Here is a 16340-nt window from a genome sequence, read left to right on the forward strand (position 1 = left end):
GTGTCAACTACTGCTTGGCAAAAATGTTTAGGTTTGTTGCAAGATGAATTTTCTGCTCAGCAATTTAATACCTGGTTGCGTCCTTTACAAGCATACACTGACGAGCAACGTTTAGTCTTATTAGCACCTAATCGTTTCGTTGTTGATTGGGTTAGAAAACATTTTTTTTCCCGTATTGAAGAGTTGATTAAACAATTTTCTGGTGATGATATCAAAGTTATTTCTATTGAAGTGGGTAGTAAGCCTGTAGACACTGTTGAGGCCCCTGCTGAACCAATTGTTACATCCTCTAGTATAGCACCGCTAAAATCTACTTCCAAAAAAGCAGTTGACTACAAGAGTAGTCACTTAAATAAAAAATTTGTTTTTGATAGCTTTGTCGAGGGAAATTCAAATCAGCTGGCCAGAGCTGCTTCTATGCAGGTAGCTGAACGTCCAGGGGATGCTTATAATCCTTTATTTATTTATGGAGGAGTAGGTCTAGGTAAAACACATTTAATGCATGCTATTGGTAATAGTATTCTAAAGAATAATCCTGAAGCAAAAGTTTTGTATTTGCATTCAGAGCGTTTTGTAGCCGATATGGTTAAAGCATTGCAAACCAATTCTATTAATGAGTTTAAACGTTTTTATCGTTCTTTAAATGCTTTACTTATTGATGATATTCAGTTTTTTGCCGGAAAGGATAGGTCACAAGAGGAGTTTTTTCATACTTTTAACGCCTTACTGGAAGGCCAGCAACAAATTATATTGACTAGTGATCGATATCCTAAAGAAATAGAGGGGATGGAGGAGCGTTTAAAATCCCGATTTGGATGGGGGTTGACAGTAGCAGTGGAACCTCCAGAATTAGAAACTCGTGTGGCTATATTGGTTAGTAAAGCAGAGCAATCCAATATTGAGTTGCCTTATGAAGTAGCCTTTTTTATAGCCAAACGTATTCGTTCCAATGTCAGAGAGCTTGAAGGCGCTTTGCGACGAGTTATAGCTAATGCTCATTTTACTGGAAAGCCAATAACTATTGAATTTGTACATGAAGCCTTGCGTGACCTTCTCGCTTTGCAAGATAAGTTAGTTACAATAGAAAATATTCAAAAAACGGTTGCTGAATATTATAAAGTAAAAGTTGCTGATTTACTTTCCAAACGTAGAAGTCGTTCTATAGCAAGACCAAGGCAAATGGCGATGGCCTTGAGCAAGGAATTGACCAACCATAGTTTACCTGAAATCGGCGATCATTTTGGTGGTAAGGATCATACGACAGTCATACACGCCTGTAGAAAAGTTAAGGAATTAATCCAGGATGATAGCGATTTTGCTGAAGATTATAAGAATTTAATGCGAATATTATCTTCTTGATACGGAGTCTATCTTGTTTGAGCTAACCATTAAAAAAGAAGAGCTTATTACCCCTTTGCTTACTGTTTCCGGAGCTGTCGATAAGAAGCAGTCTTTAGCTATTTTATCCCATTTTTTATTAAAATTATCGGATGGACTTTTATTTATTACTGCCACAGATTTGGAAATTGAAATATCCGCACAGGTGGCATGTGATTCCAAACAGACTAGTGGTTCTATTACCGTACCAGCCAAGAAATTTATTGATATTATCCGCTCATTGGATGAAAACACTAGTCCATCTATTGTTTTTGATAAATCTTTAGTGACGATAAAACAAAATCGAAGTACATTTAAACTGGCTACTTTGCCTTCTGAAAATTATCCAACCAGCGAGGATGAGTGCAATGATGTTGAGTTAACTATCCCTCGTCTGGTTTTATTGCAGTTATTGCAATCTACTCATTTTGCTATGTCTCAACAGGATGTTCGTATATTTTTGAATGGTTTATTGCTTGAGTTTGACAGTAATCTTATTTCTGCAGTTGCCACTGATGGACACAGAATGGCTATATCTCGATATTCTTGTAATAGTATTGCTCAAGCAAAATTACTTTTACCCAAAAAAGGAGTACAAGAATTATTAAGATTGTTGAACTGTATTAATGATGATCAAGTTTTGTTGGCAGCAGGCAAATCCCATATAAAATTGATTACTAACCAATTTGTATTTTTGTCCAAATTAATTGAAGCACGTTTTCCTCCCTATACTAAAGCCATACCAAGAGAACAGGATAAACATATTATTATTGATTGCGCCACGCTCAAGCGTGCTCTGTCTCGTATTGTCATTTTAGCTCATGAAAAGTCAAAGGCTGTATTGTTGCATTTGCAACCAGGTCAGTTAACTTTAATTGCTAATAATAATGAGCAAGAAGAGGCAATAGAAACATTGAACGCTGAAACACAAGGCGATGAACTTAAAATAGGACTTAATGCTACTTATTTGCTGGATGTTTTAAGTCACTTTTCTGAAGGGCAAATTAAGTTATCAATGTCTACTACAGACAGTAGTATTCTAATTGAGTCATTAGTCAATGATAATTATCAATACATCATTATGCCTATGAAAATATGATTTTATCTGAAGTAAGAATTCATAATTTTCGGAATATATCTTCGACTAATTTAATCCTAAATTCCCATTTTAATTGCATTACAGGACCTAATGGCAGTGGTAAAACCTCACTATTAGAAGCTCTTTATATGTTGAGTTGTGGTCACTCTTTTCGGTCTCGTGAAGTGGCACCAATTATTTCTTATGGACAAAACCAACTAAATGTTTTTGCCCGTGCTCACGATGAAAGTACCATTAGTGTTCAGAAATCTTTAACGGATGGCATACAAATTAAATTAAATAATCATTTTTGCTGTACTACAAGTCAACTAGCCTATGCGCTTCCATGTCAAGTTATTTACTCAGATATTTTTCAAATTATTGATGCAGGTCCTTCGGTACGGAGAAGTTTGCTTGATTGGGGATTGTTTCACGTGAAACATGATTATTTGAAGATTTGGAAAGAATATAAGCGCACTCTTAGTCAAAGAAATGCCTTATTAAAATCCAGGGCGACCTTCGAACATTTTATTCCTTGGGATCAACAACTATGTCAATTGGCAAATCAACTGGATAAATTTCGGAATGATTACTTTTTGCAATGGCAACCTAAATTCTACCAAGTGTTAAGTGAGTTAACTAACATATCCTGTACAATATATTATTACAAAGGTTGGGATAGAAAGAATACAGGACAAAGTTTGAATGAATTACTTCTTAAATCGTTTGAAAATGATAGAAATAGATTATATACCCAATTGGGCGCACACCAAGCTGATTTGATAATTACTGCTGATCAACACAGAGTGAAGCATACGCTCTCTCGTGGACAACAAAAAATAATTCTAATCTCACTTAAGCTGGCTCAAGGCCAGTTGCTCGATAAAGACTGCTTGTACCTTATTGATGATTTGGCTGCTGAGCTGGACGAGTATCACCAGAAAAATTTGATTAAATATCTGACGCAGCAACGAGGGCAGTTTGTTATAACGAATTTAAACAATAACAATTTGCACACCCTACCAACTGACACAAGTTTATTGCAAGTAAACTGTGGTGAAATTAACATTTTATAAATATAAAATGTTTCACGTGGAACACAAATAAAATTATAAAGATGAAAATATAATACAAGACTAAAGAGATGTTGAAATGTATTGATGTAGAAGTCAAATAGACAAAACGGTATTCATGAAATTAAAGCCAACAATTTAGACGGCTCAAGCGTAAAGTTCTCTACTAAGATATAAACCAAATATAAAAGATGATATAATATATTCATTTTAATACCATAATACGGCAAGAGGACAGCTGATGAGCGTAGACGCCAGTTATGATTCAAATAATATTAAAGTCTTAAAAGGTTTAGATGCGGTAAGAAAAAGACCAGGCATGTATATTGGGGATACAGATGATGGAACCGGTTTGCATCACATGGTTTTTGAGGTTGTAGATAATTCAATAGATGAGTCTCTGGCAGGATATTGCAAGGAAATTTTTGTTACCATCCATAGCGATGAGTCAATTACAGTTAAGGACGATGGCCGTGGTATTCCTGTAGATATTCATAAAGAAGAAGGCAAATCAGCAGCCGAAGTCATCATGACAGTCCTACATGCTGGAGGTAAATTTGATGATAATTCCTACAAGGTATCTGGGGGGCTACATGGAGTGGGTGTATCTGTAGTGAATGCTCTTTCAGAAGAATTGCATTTGCTAGTGCGTAGACATGGAAAAGTCTATGAACAACACTACAGGCATGGCGTTCCTGAAGCTCCTATCGCTGAAACTGGAGAAGCCAACTCAACTGGCACACAAATCTGGTTTAAGCCAAGCGCAGAAACTTTTTCTAATATAGAATTCCATTACGATATTCTAGCCAAAAGATTACGGGAATTATCTTACCTAAATTCAGGTGTTTGCATCCATTTATTTGATGAAAGAACACAAAAAAAAGATACGTTTCACTACGAAGGCGGCATCAAGGCTTTTGTGGAACACTTAAATAAAAATAAAACACCAGTTCACCCTGTGGTTTTCTCAATGACATCAGAAAAAGATGGCATCGTTATTGAACTGGCAATGCAGTGGAATGATGGCTATCAAGAAACTATATTTTGCTTTACTAACAACATCCCTCAAAGGGATGGTGGAACACATATGGCTGGTTTCAGAGCAGCACTAACTCGTACCTTGAATAATTACATAGAAAACGAAGGGTATGCTAAAAAAGCAAAGGTATCGCCAACAGGTGATGATGCTCGTGAAGGACTAACAGCTGTTCTTTCTGTAAAAGTACCAGATCCCAAGTTTTCATCGCAAACTAAAGATAAGCTGGTTTCATCTGAAGTAAAACCAGCAGTAGAGTCTTGTGTTGCAGAAAAATTTAATGATTTTCTCTTGGAAAATCCCACTGCAGCAAAAGCTATCGTAGCAAAAATTATTGATGCCGCAAGAGCCAGAGAGGCAGCGCGGCGCGCCCGTGAAATGACTAGACGTAAAGGGGCTCTGGATATTGCCGGATTACCAGGTAAATTAGCTGATTGCCAGGAAAAGGACCCATCACTTTCCGAGTTGTATTTGGTTGAGGGTGATTCCGCAGGAGGCTCAGCAAAACAAGCACGAGACAGGAAATTTCAGGCCATTTTACCCCTCAAAGGTAAGATTCTTAATGTTGAAAAAGCCCGGTTTGATAAGATGCTCTCTTCTCAAGAAGTAGCCACTTTGATTACTGCACTTGGCTGTGGAATTGGTCCTGATGAATATGATCCAGACAAAGTACGTTATCATAGAATTATCATTATGACAGATGCTGATGTGGATGGGTCTCATATAAGAACTTTACTTCTTACCTTTTTCTATAGGCAAACAAGAGAGCTATTGGAGAGAGGTTATATTTATATAGCACAACCGCCTTTGTACAAGGTAAAGCGTGGAAAGCAGGAGCAATATGTTAAAGACGATGAAGCCTTGTTTGACTATTTAACTCAATGCGCTCTGGATGGAGCAATATTTTATCCTGCTAGAGAGGCTCCGCCCATATCAGCCAAATCGCTGGAAGAATTGGTTCAGCACTTCAGGCGAGTTGAGAAGATTATAAAGCGGTACAAGAGAAGATACCCCAGCGATATACTCAAACGAGTAGCTTATATGCCAATGCTACATCAAGAAGATTTTAACAATCAGTCAAAAATTGAAAACTGGTGCAGACAATTACACTTGAGCTTGCAACAAGTAGACAGTAAGACAGAACAATACAAAGTAGATATCCAAAAACTAACAGAAAGCAATCAATACAACCCAAAAATTACAGTGTATCAGCATGGCCTGGAAAATTATATTCCTATGCAGGTTGAATTTTTCTTGTCTAAAGATTACAAAGAAATGGTTGATTTAGGACATAAATTGTCGAATTTAATAGAAGAAGGAGCTTATATTCAACGTGGGGATAAATCTTTACCAGTGGAAAATTTTGAACAAGTACTTAATTGGCTGATGGATGAAGCAAAAAAAGGACAAACCATACAACGCTATAAAGGTCTTGGAGAGATGAACCCTGAGCAGTTATGGGAAACAACCATGGATCCCGATGTAAGAAGAATGCTGCAAGTGAGTATTGAAGATGCAGTAGCTGCAGATGAAATCTTTACCACCTTAATGGGTGACAATGTAGAGCCAAGAAGAGAGTTTATTGAAACGAATGCTTTAGATGCGGAAAACATTGATATTTAAAAAAATGTTCCTAATGAGTTAGAGAGACTACTGTTCCACTGGTGACAAACACTCCTCTAACTCACAGCAAGGCTTAGTCAATTATTAAATTGATTTTACTGTTTAGATAATGAGATAAAAAAAAGACTTGATTTTGTTGCTTAAAAGAAAAGGTTCATTGGCACACTACCAATTTAGCTAATAAGTGCTGCATCCTTGCAGCGAAGTACATCCTTTGTACTGGTCCCTTTGTTGACTTCCTGTCAGACATGTCCATGTCATCCCTATATGTTTTTAGTATAACCAATTGGTGGTTTATGTCATTGAGTATAATGAGCAGTGATATGTAAGAAATTTCTCATTTCAGAAGTGGTATTGTCTTCCTCATTGAAAGCTGCATTATTATCCTGCAATACCAATGGATTTAGGTTGCTGTTGAGTAATACAGTGTATACCGCCGCCACCAGAAAACACATCGAGCGCATCGATTTGTGTAATTTGATATCCTGGAAATATTTGTACAAATAGCTGATAAGCTAATCTATCAAAAGACTCATATCCAAAAGCAGGCATCACAATGCCTTGATTAGCCATGTAAAAATTGATATACGAGAGTGTGAGCCTTTCCCCATCAAGGTAAGTAGCTGGAGGTTGTTCAACAGTATACACATCAAGTGCACGTCCTCTGGCGTCCCTAGCTGATTTAAGAATTTCAAAATTCTCTTGTAAGCGATGATAATTGGGATCATCCTTATCATTGCTAATAAGGCACAATACCTTTCCAGGAGCAATAAATGTTGCTATTTCATCAACATGACCATCTGTTTCATCACCTATCAATCCCATATTCAGCCAAATAATGTGCTCGGCTCCCAGGTAATTCAAAAGGTATTGCTCGATTTCCTGCTGAGTTAAATGAGGGTTTCTATTGGTATTTAATAAACACTCTTTACTTGTTAATATAGTGCCCTCACCATCCACATGAAAGGAACCTCCTTCCATGACCAATGGGGCATGGAAATATTGAGCACCAGTATATTTTATTAGTTCAGCAGCTATTAAATTATCTAAAGAACAATCAGCGTAATTACCACCCCAAGCATTATGTATCCAATCCACTCCGGCAAGTTGCTTTGCATTATTAATTAAAAAGGTAGCACCTGTATCGCGGGTCCATGAATCGTTAATTGGTAAAGAGATAATTTCAATATTATGGCCATTGCATAATTGTTTAGCTGAGTCTTCATCACCTGGATTGACTAATATAGCAACGGGCTCAAATTGAGAAATAGCATTTGCAACCCGAGCATAGGCCATTTTAGCTTTATCTAATCCGATTTTAGACCAAGTGCCTTGGTGACAGGGCCATGCCATCCAGCATCGTTCATGAGGATACCATTCAGCAGGCATATAAAAACCATATTGTTGAGGTGTTGTATTCATAATCACTGTGCTACATTTCCATCTAGGTAAGTTAATTGAGAAAAAATACTTCTTAATTCATTTAAGTAAGAGAGTGCTATTTCCTTAGGTAGTTCTGATTTTATTAATTGCTTTTCATATGATTGAATTAATTTCTTAGTATCGAAATGGGCTAAATTCAACACGTTTGTGACAGTATCGCCACTGACTAAATCATCCAGCTCAAAATGCCCATCATCAGAAAGTTTTACATCCAAAGAATTGGTATCTCCAAACAAGTTATGTAGATTACCTAATATTTCCTGATACGCACCAACCAGGAAAAATCCCATATTATAAGGGTTATTGACATCATAGGAAGGGAGCATCAATGTGGTTGTAACGCATGAACTACCAGGATATTGTTTAATTGTACCGTCTGAATCGCAGGTTAAATCTTGCAGGATGCTATGCATGCTAAGCGTTCTATTAAGCTGCGAGATAGGAGCTACTGGGAAAATCTGGCCAATGGCCCAAGCATCAGGAATAGATTGGAAAAAAGAGATATTACAAAATATCTTGGCGGCCATGCATTCATTGATTCGCATCAGTAAAGCTTTTTCACTTGGATTTTCTTCATCCAGTTTATCTTTTATTTCCATACAAATGTTAGTATAAAAAGCTTCCACTTTGGCTTTTTCCTGCAGACTGATTACCCCGTGTTTAAAAAGGGAGTGCGCTTCATTAAGCGAATGAGCAGCATAATTATATATTTCTGTGGGTGAGCTGTCCGTGATAGCTTGGTAAGTGTCATAGATATCTTGAATAACATGGGAGTCATCTTCGGATATTTCAGGAAGGACTGGTGCTTTATTAATAATCTCTATATCCGTAATATTGGAAATTAATACAGCATGATGAGCAGTTAATGCTCGTCCTGATTCAGAGATAAGATCTGGTTCAGATATATCAGCTTCCTGGCATAAATGTTTTAAGGCCAACATGATGTGAGTAGCATACTCAACAAGGCTGTAGTTCATTGAGCATCCTTTATTAGATCGAGTTCCCTCATAATCCACGCTCAGACCTCCTCCAACATCAATTGTGCTTATCGGAGCATTGAGCTGACGTAACTCAATATAGTATCTCGCTACTTCCTGCATGCAATGGCGTATGTCATGAATGTTGGCTATTTGTGAGCCTAAATGGCAGTGCATTAACTGTAAACAATCCAGCATATCATTGGCTTTTAATTGTAAAATCAATTCAAGGACCTGTTTGGCATTTAATCCAAATTTTGATTTAACTCCGCCGGTATTTTCCCACTTGCCAGCACTCTTGCTGACCAGCCGAATTCGTACACCCAATGTCGGTTTGACTTGAAGGCGCGCAGATTCTTTTAAAATAATGTCCAATTCAGATTTTTTTTCAATAACAATAAAAACTTTATGCCCCATTTGTTGAGCGATTAGCGCTGTACGAATGTAGCTGGAGTCTTTATAGCCGTTACAAACTATGGTGCTTTGCTGGTCTCCCAACATACCTATAACCGCCATCAATTCGGGTTTGCTGCCAGCTTCCAGGCCTATCTGATTATCAGGCGATTTTAACAATTCACGCACCACACTTTGTTCCTGGTTTACTTTAATCGGATAAACCAGTTGGTAATTGCCTGCATAATCAGTATCTTCTCGAGCCTGGGTGAACGCCTGATAAATTCTGTGGACTCTATCATGCAGAATATCACTACAACGGATTAGTAAAGGTAAATGCAATCCGGCACGATCGGCTGCATCAACTATAGTTTGCAGTTCAACTCCCTGTTTACCTGGTTTTTTACTGATCTCAATATTTCCTTTAGAGTTGACTCTGAAATATCCTTCACCCCAATTTTCAATGTTATAAAGATTTTCATCTGATAGAGTATTATTGTTCATTCTTGCTTTCCAAAGGGGATTAACGGGGTTTGACTAATTCATGATAAGTCTCGGGTTCTCGCTGTTGGGGAAATGGGAATAATCGTCCCCACAATTCACGTTGGCTGAAGTCCAGTTCAGCAACTAATACAGCAGGCTCATTTCGCGGTGCCTGAGCTAAAATTTCACCCATAGGGGTACTGATAAAGCTGCTTCCGTAAAAGTTTAAGTCATCTTCACAGCCAATACGGTTGACTGCAATAATGAAGGTGTTGCTCATAATTCCCTGTGCTACCATAACTTTTTGCCACATGGGTTGACTATCAAATCCTGGTGCGGTTGGCTCTCCTCCAATAGCTGTGGGATAAACCAAAATTTCAGCTCCTTTTAACCCATAAATTCTTGATAGTTCAGGGAACCATTGGTCATAGCACGTGGGTAGTCCCAAGAGGTGACCTGCGATGGCATGGACAGGGTAATTGGAGTTACCTGGTTTGAAGTAGAAGTTTTCATGGTATTTTTCACCACTAGGGATATGTTGCTTTCTGGTAACAGCAATCAATTCTCCTTGGGGATTAAAGGCTACTGCAGTATTGTAACCTGCCTTTTCAAAAAGTGACGCTGTAATATGAATTTGATTCGCCTTTGCCATTTGGCTAACAAATTGAGCAGTAGGGCCGGCGGCAATATCCTCCATATAGGGGACAGGATCAACATCACAACGGGTACAGAAATAAGGGCTTAAGGTAAGCTCTTGTAAACAAACGAGTTTTGCTCCTTGTTGGGTGGCTGAAAATATTCCCGAAGCCAGTTTATCTTGATGCTCTTTAGGATTTTCATACCATTGTTCCTGAACCAGTGCTACCGTTAGTTTGTTTTCTTTCATTAGAGTTCCCAATAAATGCTGTTAAGTAATTTTTTGTCTCAAATTTGAATTGTTTATTCCTGGTTAAATCAAATCATCAATACAGATTAAAAATCTGGCTATGTTATCAAAAAAAGCTCTCATTGTACTAGCATTAATTTCAATTCACCGTTCATTTTTGCTGCTATTAACTGCCAATGACATCCATAACTGCAGCTATTCTGAAATTATTGAAGGGCTCCCGACTATCAACTGGAAGCAGAACTTTCTCTTCATTCAGGACAGCACACTCTGTTTTCCTTGATTTTTTATGAGGTAAAGGTCTTGCTTATTTGTTTTAAAACTAAAAAGTAAACTTGTTCAATAGCATTCTGTTCGAATCATATTAAGTTTAAAGCGGTTTTTTATTTTTAATTCATCGATTTAACTTGAGTAGATTACAATAAGTCAATGAATTTATGGGAAAATACTAACATGAATTGTCGCTGCATGATGTGTAAAGAATGGGTAAAAAAGTGTAAAGTTGCCCTTAACCAAGTAAGGGCAAAGGATACGGATGGTTTACTTGCCAAATAATCCGCAAAAATTAGTCCAGCAATTACTTTTTTCTTCTTCCTCTTCAGAATCTGAGGCAATGGGTTCTGACGGAGAGCTTTTCTTCTTTTGTTCTTCAGATTGTCCTTTAAATAAAACGTTTCTATTGCGTAAACTGGTTGGAGATTCTTGCTTTGGTGTCATTTCCTCGGTAGAAGGTAAGACAACGGGTGTGGGCTTTACCAGGCAGGGCTCTTCTTTGGGCACCATGGCACTGGCTATCATTCTGAAGGGACTTGATTGCTCGTGAGCTGCTCCATTGATCATTTCGAGTTTTCTACTGATATCTGAACGTACCTTAGCATCCAGTGTAGCTAACCTTTCTCCGATAGCTTGCTCATGCTCTTTTAATAACTCCGGGAATAAAATTGCAAATTCAAGGCATAAATCAACGCTAAAATCACGGCTATTGAAAAATTGTTCTGGATTATCGCCTAACAGATAACGGTCTATATCCCTTCTTAATGCAAAAGCGGATTGAACTTTTATTGCAAGCTCACTATCCTCAGTACAGAAACCTTTAATTTTCTTTAATACATCGGTGCGATTTTCGGCCGAGGTTCGCAGTGCGAGTTTTCCGGCAATTGAAGATTCTTTATCTTTAATTACATTGAATAAACTTGCGAATTCGATACAAGAATCGATCTTGAATTCACGGCTTGAGAAGAATTGATCAGGCCTGTCTCCTAACAATAATCGCTCTATGTCTCTGCGAACAGCAAAAGCGTGACCTACTTTAGCGGCAAATAGAGACTGTGGGAAAATATTGTTAATATTTTGAGATACTCGTGAACGTTCTTGGGGAGGTGTAGTTTCAGCCAGTCTCAATGCAATGGCTAATTCATTGTTGGTTAATACATCGATAGCCAACTTATTAAAATTATTAAATAGCTCACCATCAAACTCTTTTTCCAATATCATGGAATGAGGGTTTTTATTACGTGGATCAAGCAAGGAAATGATTCTTTTTTTTACCTGATAAGCTTGAAATAAAACAGAATGAAAGGTATCGCTATCATCTTGTGGCATTCTTGCTGCCTCAATCGCATGAGCAAAATCTTTTAATTCATTAACGGGGCACTCTAAAACCAGGCGGCTGGCTAAAACTAATTTTTCATCATTGGTTAATTTATTTAGCTCTTCACGGTTTTCAGCCAGTGCGTCACCATTGCCAAGTACTTCATATGGATGCTCTAATCCTTTTAATTCATCGCAAGTAAACGTCATTAAAATCTCCTTATTAACTCATCAGTAGCCTGATTGTAGATGTGCAAAAATATTTTGATTGACTATATTAACGAATTCAAACCACGCTGTCATGAAAATATACTAAAGTTTTATTATAGGGTGTCGAATAAATAGTTAGATACCCGTTTTTGCCTTTAAAAATTACAATAACAACAAGGAGTAGGCAATGTCTAAAAATCATTTACTACAAGACCCTTTCCTAAATGAATTGCGCAAGGAAAAGGTACCTGTTTCAGTGTTCCTGGTCAATGGTATTAAATTGCATGGGATAATCGATTCTTTTGATCAATATGTGGTGATGCTCAAAAACTCCATAACCCAAATGGTTTATAAACATGCCATTTCAACAGTTGTTCCTTCTCGAATGATCAAAGTTCCTGCTGAGGAAAGCTCTGGTGAGGAAGACGGAACTGTGGCAGACTAATCAATTTCTTGTTTGGGGATTAGGGTAGTGTTTGAACGTCCACAAGGCGGTGAGCGCGCTGTTTTAGTGCAGCTGGCTCTCCCCGGAGTTGATGCGGATAAGGCATTGACTGAGTTTGAAGAATTGGCGCTTTCAGCGAAGGCGGAGGTGTTAGATTGTGTATTAGGTGCCCGTGCTACCCCTGATGCTAAATATTATGTAGGGAAAGGTAAGGCTGAGGAAATAGCCCATTTGGTAAATACACTCGATGCGGATTTAGTGCTAGTCAATCATGAGCTCTCCCCATCTCAAGAGCGAAATCTCGAACGATTATTTGGATGTCGAGTGGTGGATAGAAGTGGCTTAATTCTTGATATTTTTGCTCAGAGAGCTCGTACTTTTGAGGGTAAACTTCAAGTTGAACTGGCCCAATTGCAACATTTATCAACAAGGCTTATTCGTGGATGGACCCATTTGGAAAGACAAAAAGGAGGAATTGGTTTAAGAGGCCCAGGAGAAACCCAATTGGAAACGGACCGGCGTTTGTTAAGAGAGCGTATTCGTTACATCAATAAGCGCTTGGAAAAAGTACGCTGCAGTCGTGATCAAAACAGGCAGGCCAGGCGAAAAGCGTCTATGCCTACTATTTCTTTAGTAGGTTACACCAATGCCGGAAAATCCACGTTATTTAATGCGTTAACAGGGGAGCGCACTTATGTGGCTAATCAATTGTTTGCAACGCTGGATCCGACGATGCGCAAACTGGAATTGCCGGGGTCGTCTGCTGCTATTTTAGCTGATACAGTAGGATTTATTCGTGATCTTCCCCATCATTTGGTAGAAGCATTCCGAGCTACTTTGGAGGAAACTCAACAGGCTGAGCTGTTACTACATGTCATTGATATTTCTGACCCAAATTGGCGCGAAACGGTTTTTGAAGTACAAAAGGTATTAGATGAATTGAAAGTTAGTGATATCCCGGTAATTCAGGTGTTTAATAAAATTGATTTGCAGGAAGGTTGGCAGCCAAAAATTGATTATACTGAAGATTCTTGCAAGGTATGGTTATCAGCAACAACAGGAGCTGGTCTGGATCTTTTAAAAGAAGCAATAGCAACTCAATTGCATGGTACGATTTTAATTGAGGATGTTGTAATTAAACCCGGCCAAGCAAAATTACGAGCCCAATTATACCAATTAGGCGCTGTACTTAAAGAGTCTGTAGATGAAAACGGTGATTGGTTAATGAAAATTAGAATAACGATTGATCAAAAACGACGGTTGCTTTCATGAATAGCCAAGCCAGACAGACTGTGGAGCCTACATTTGATCGGTTCACAAGAAAACATTTACAGGACACAAAAACGCCAAGCTTGAGACAAAAAATGTTTTTCACAAAGAGATTAGGGTTTTGCGTAAGTCCTGATTTAATGTATTGACCAAAAAGATAATTTTTATTTATCTTCTTAGGCGTTCCTATTCCTTTCGATGACTTTCTCTAATGTTTTTGCTGTTTGTCCTCCGTATAATTTTTTAATTAATTGCCCCTTTGGGTTAAATACAAAAGTTACAGGGACTCCTGTGATGTCTCCCAACTGTAAATCCTGAGCCGGATCCTTTAACAAATTAGGATAATTAATATTAAATTTCTTGATTAGTAGTTTTTGCTCCGGTAAAGGCAGAGCATCGTAATTGACGGCGTATAGGGCTACTGTATCGTTTTTATGATTTTTGTAAAAACGATTAAACTCAGGGATTTCATCAATGCAGCTTTCACACCAGCTTGCCCAATAGTTTATAAAAACCCATTTTCCTTTAAGTGATGAAAAAGGAATATTGTGACCAAGGGTATCTCTCAAGAGCGCTTCTGCATGAGCAGAGAAGGGCGCAATTGCTAAAATAAGCAGGTATATGAAAGTAGGTATTAAGCGCTTCATGATCACCTCTTGAATGGACAAAATTGTCTGCGGTTATTATGTTATGCAAGTTGAACATAAGAAAATGATTGTATTTGCTTATATTCAACTCACTAACCTTAAGACATATTTAATTGGTTTGCTAAAATTTAAATAGTAACAATTGGCCACTAGTTTATCAGGAAACAATCAGACTCCCAAATTCAACTGAACCTCTTCTTCCTCTTGAATGGCCGAAGGAGCTTGTTTCGCTCCCAAAATACTGTGCTTTTTTAACCCATCCAAAATATCCAGCGAGTCTTTGTTATTACGCCAGCTCGCTTTTGTTCGCCAATCAAATACAGTTGGCTCGTTTTCTGGAAGGCATGTTGGTGTGGGGATGGGAGCTCGTTGCGGATTTCTTCGTTTTTCATCTGCGATAATTTCAGCGAGCCTTTCATCTGAAACAGGCATAACTGAGCCGTCATAAAGATAAGGAAAGAGGCGAAGTTTGGTAACTAATTTAAACGCAGCCCATTTATTGGTTAGCTCCTTATACCCATGTTTTTCAGGATTTTGTCTGAGCTGTTCATATTCTGTAGGAGAAAGTATTTCAATTTTACTGAGATTGTTGCGGTAATATACTTTTCCTTTACTTAAAACCAGCAGTGGTTGATGTTGTCTTGAGTTAAAATCAACGTCGGGCATATGCACCAAACCGCCAAAATCTTTTTGCTCCGGTATTTCACTTCCAGATAATACTTGATTGATGTCTTTTAGTGATGCGGTCATACCATTTAAGCAAGCTAAACGGTTAAATTGATTAAGGCATGTATCAAATTTTCCATCCCCACGAGCTCGAGAAGGGGCTTCTGTCGTATTAGGAGTTGGGTCATAGGGTCTTACTGTATAAACTCCAACACGATTTACTTCATCATGAAGATTATTAGCCAGAATATTGCCCCATATCCCAAAACGCTCTTTTAATACGACACGTAAATCGCCGATCATGGACATATGTCCTGTAGCAAAATGATCGGAATAGTAATGAAAAGTAAATAGCTCTATAGAATAAGCTTGGGCATGATAGCGGTTTGCCAAATCAAGTAGGGTATTGCTTGAAAGAGGTTGATTTTTATTTTGTAAGGAGATTTTTAAAGTACTCAAATCAGGGTTATCTGATTGATAATTTTTGTCAGTAGCTAATTGTTTTAATTCATAGGATAAACGAGCATATCTTAAGGCGATAGCGTGACCCAGGATATAAACTCGAATAGACCATGGCGTAAAATGGGTTTGATTGCGAACAAGCATTTCCCCGTAATCTTTGACACGAAAATAATACATCAGTTGTTGAGCATAGAAATTCAAGGTAGGCGAAAAGGGTACATAGTTAGCATTATTAATGGAATAAATACGGTCAATTTCTTTTCGAGTTACATCAGGAGCAGCCAAGTTATTGTATGCTGTAATTAAAGCGCTTTCTTCTTTAGGATCTATAGGCTTGCGAATGAGGTGTTTTCCCAATTCTATCGGGGAATTAAAGAACTCGCATTTGGGTAGATCCAAATCCATAGTCCAATTAGCCTGAGTAAAATAATCACCCGCCATGGCAATAATTTCGCCAGCGGACATCTCTAACTCCATTGGTTCAGGCAGGTTGTTTTCACTGAATCGTTGGAGTCGCAGATGGAGCACACCAAACTCATCTATTCGTAAGTAAGGATTGCCTTCGATTTTATCCATGAGCAAACCATTGCCCAGCTCTGTATGTTCCGTTGTGTTCATAAGTTCCGCTCCTATCCCTAGAGTCTATTTTCATCATATCCTTGATAACCGAACCTGCCAATAG

12 protein-coding genes are annotated in these 16340 nt (G+C 38.1%); 6 read left to right on the forward strand and 6 right to left on the reverse strand.

Annotated elements, in window-relative coordinates; genetic code table 11:
* The 4 genes from dnaA to gyrB all read left to right on the forward strand — a co-directional run bounded on the left by dnaA (position 1) and on the right by gyrB (position 6187).
* Positions 1-1359 (forward strand): chromosomal replication initiator protein DnaA, encoded by a 1359-nt coding sequence (dnaA, locus tag EL201_RS00005; RefSeq protein ID WP_027223110.1) that lies wholly within the window; start codon positions 1-3, stop codon positions 1357-1359.
* Between the two features lie 13 nt (positions 1360-1372).
* Positions 1373-2476 (forward strand): DNA polymerase III subunit beta, encoded by a 1104-nt coding sequence (gene dnaN, locus EL201_RS00010; RefSeq protein WP_027223111.1) that lies wholly within the window; start codon positions 1373-1375, stop codon positions 2474-2476.
* Positions 2473-3531: a DNA replication/repair protein RecF gene (gene recF / locus EL201_RS00015; RefSeq protein WP_027223112.1), complete on the forward strand. Its 1059-nt coding sequence runs from the start codon at positions 2473-2475 to the stop codon at positions 3529-3531. The genes dnaN and recF overlap by 4 nt, the downstream gene beginning before the upstream one ends.
* 238 nt (positions 3532-3769) lie before the next feature.
* On the forward strand, positions 3770-6187 hold the full coding sequence (gene gyrB / locus EL201_RS00020; RefSeq protein WP_027223113.1) for a DNA topoisomerase (ATP-hydrolyzing) subunit B: 2418 nt from the start codon (positions 3770-3772) through the stop codon (positions 6185-6187).
* A gap of 381 nt (positions 6188-6568) precedes the next feature.
* On the opposite strand, the gene EL201_RS00025 is transcribed toward gyrB, so the two are convergent.
* From EL201_RS00025 to EL201_RS00040, 4 genes are all read right to left on the reverse strand, one after another.
* Positions 6569-7609: an agmatine deiminase family protein gene (locus tag EL201_RS00025; RefSeq protein WP_027223114.1), complete on the reverse strand. Its 1041-nt coding sequence runs from the start codon at positions 7607-7609 to the stop codon at positions 6569-6571.
* Positions 7610-7611: 2 nt separating this feature from the next.
* Complete coding sequence (gene speA, locus EL201_RS00030; protein WP_027223115.1) at positions 7612-9504, reverse strand: biosynthetic arginine decarboxylase; 1893 nt, start codon at positions 9502-9504, stop codon at positions 7612-7614.
* Positions 9505-9523: 19 nt separating this feature from the next.
* Positions 9524-10369: a carbon-nitrogen hydrolase gene (locus tag EL201_RS00035; RefSeq protein ID WP_027223116.1), complete on the reverse strand. Its 846-nt coding sequence runs from the start codon at positions 10367-10369 to the stop codon at positions 9524-9526.
* Positions 10370-10909: 540 nt separating this feature from the next.
* Positions 10910-12169: a lpg0008 family Dot/Icm T4SS effector gene (locus EL201_RS00040; RefSeq protein ID WP_027223117.1), complete on the reverse strand. Its 1260-nt coding sequence runs from the start codon at positions 12167-12169 to the stop codon at positions 10910-10912.
* A 187-nt stretch (positions 12170-12356) separates the two neighbouring features.
* Here EL201_RS00040 and hfq point away from each other — a divergent pair, with 187 nt between their 5' ends.
* Both hfq and hflX read left to right on the forward strand, forming a co-directional pair.
* The gene (gene hfq, locus EL201_RS00045; RefSeq protein WP_027223118.1) at positions 12357-12614 is read left to right on the forward strand and encodes an RNA chaperone Hfq; all 258 of its coding nucleotides are present in this window, start codon (positions 12357-12359) and stop codon (positions 12612-12614) included.
* Positions 12615-12641: 27 nt separating this feature from the next.
* Complete coding sequence (hflX, locus tag EL201_RS00050) at positions 12642-13886, forward strand: ribosome rescue GTPase HflX (protein WP_027223119.1); 1245 nt, start codon at positions 12642-12644, stop codon at positions 13884-13886.
* Between the two features lie 173 nt (positions 13887-14059).
* On the opposite strand, the gene EL201_RS00055 is transcribed toward hflX, so the two are convergent.
* Positions 14060-14530, reverse strand: a complete 471-nt coding sequence (locus EL201_RS00055) for a TlpA disulfide reductase family protein (protein WP_027223120.1) — start codon at positions 14528-14530, stop codon at positions 14060-14062.
* 168 nt (positions 14531-14698) lie between these two features.
* Complete coding sequence (cegC1, locus tag EL201_RS00060) at positions 14699-16276, reverse strand: Dot/Icm T4SS effector CegC1 (protein ID WP_027223121.1); 1578 nt, start codon at positions 16274-16276, stop codon at positions 14699-14701.
* Positions 16277-16340 lie beyond the last annotated feature (64 nt).

Origin of the sequence: Legionella pneumophila subsp. pascullei, assembly GCF_900637585.1 — a bacterium.
GTDB classification, from domain to species: Bacteria; Pseudomonadota; Gammaproteobacteria; order Legionellales; family Legionellaceae; genus Legionella; species Legionella pascullei.

Bases quoted from the DNA above. Each gene is read 5' to 3' on its own strand.
- recF (WP_027223112.1), top strand. From the start codon at position 2,473: ATGATTTTATCTGAAGTAAGAATTCATAATTTTCGGAATATATCTTCG.
- cegC1 (WP_027223121.1), bottom strand. From the start codon at position 16,276: ATGAACACAACGGAACATACAGAGCTGGGCAATGGTTTGCTCATGGAT.
- gyrB (WP_027223113.1), top strand. From the start codon at position 3,770: ATGAGCGTAGACGCCAGTTATGATTCAAATAATATTAAAGTCTTAAAA.
- EL201_RS00025 (WP_027223114.1), bottom strand. From the start codon at position 7,609: ATGAATACAACACCTCAACAATATGGTTTTTATATGCCTGCTGAATGG.
- speA (WP_027223115.1), bottom strand. From the start codon at position 9,504: ATGAACAATAATACTCTATCAGATGAAAATCTTTATAACATTGAAAAT.
- EL201_RS00055 (WP_027223120.1), bottom strand. From the start codon at position 14,530: ATGAAGCGCTTAATACCTACTTTCATATACCTGCTTATTTTAGCAATT.
- hfq (WP_027223118.1), top strand. From the start codon at position 12,357: ATGTCTAAAAATCATTTACTACAAGACCCTTTCCTAAATGAATTGCGC.
- EL201_RS00040 (WP_027223117.1), bottom strand. From the start codon at position 12,169: ATGACGTTTACTTGCGATGAATTAAAAGGATTAGAGCATCCATATGAA.
- EL201_RS00035 (WP_027223116.1), bottom strand. From the start codon at position 10,369: ATGAAAGAAAACAAACTAACGGTAGCACTGGTTCAGGAACAATGGTAT.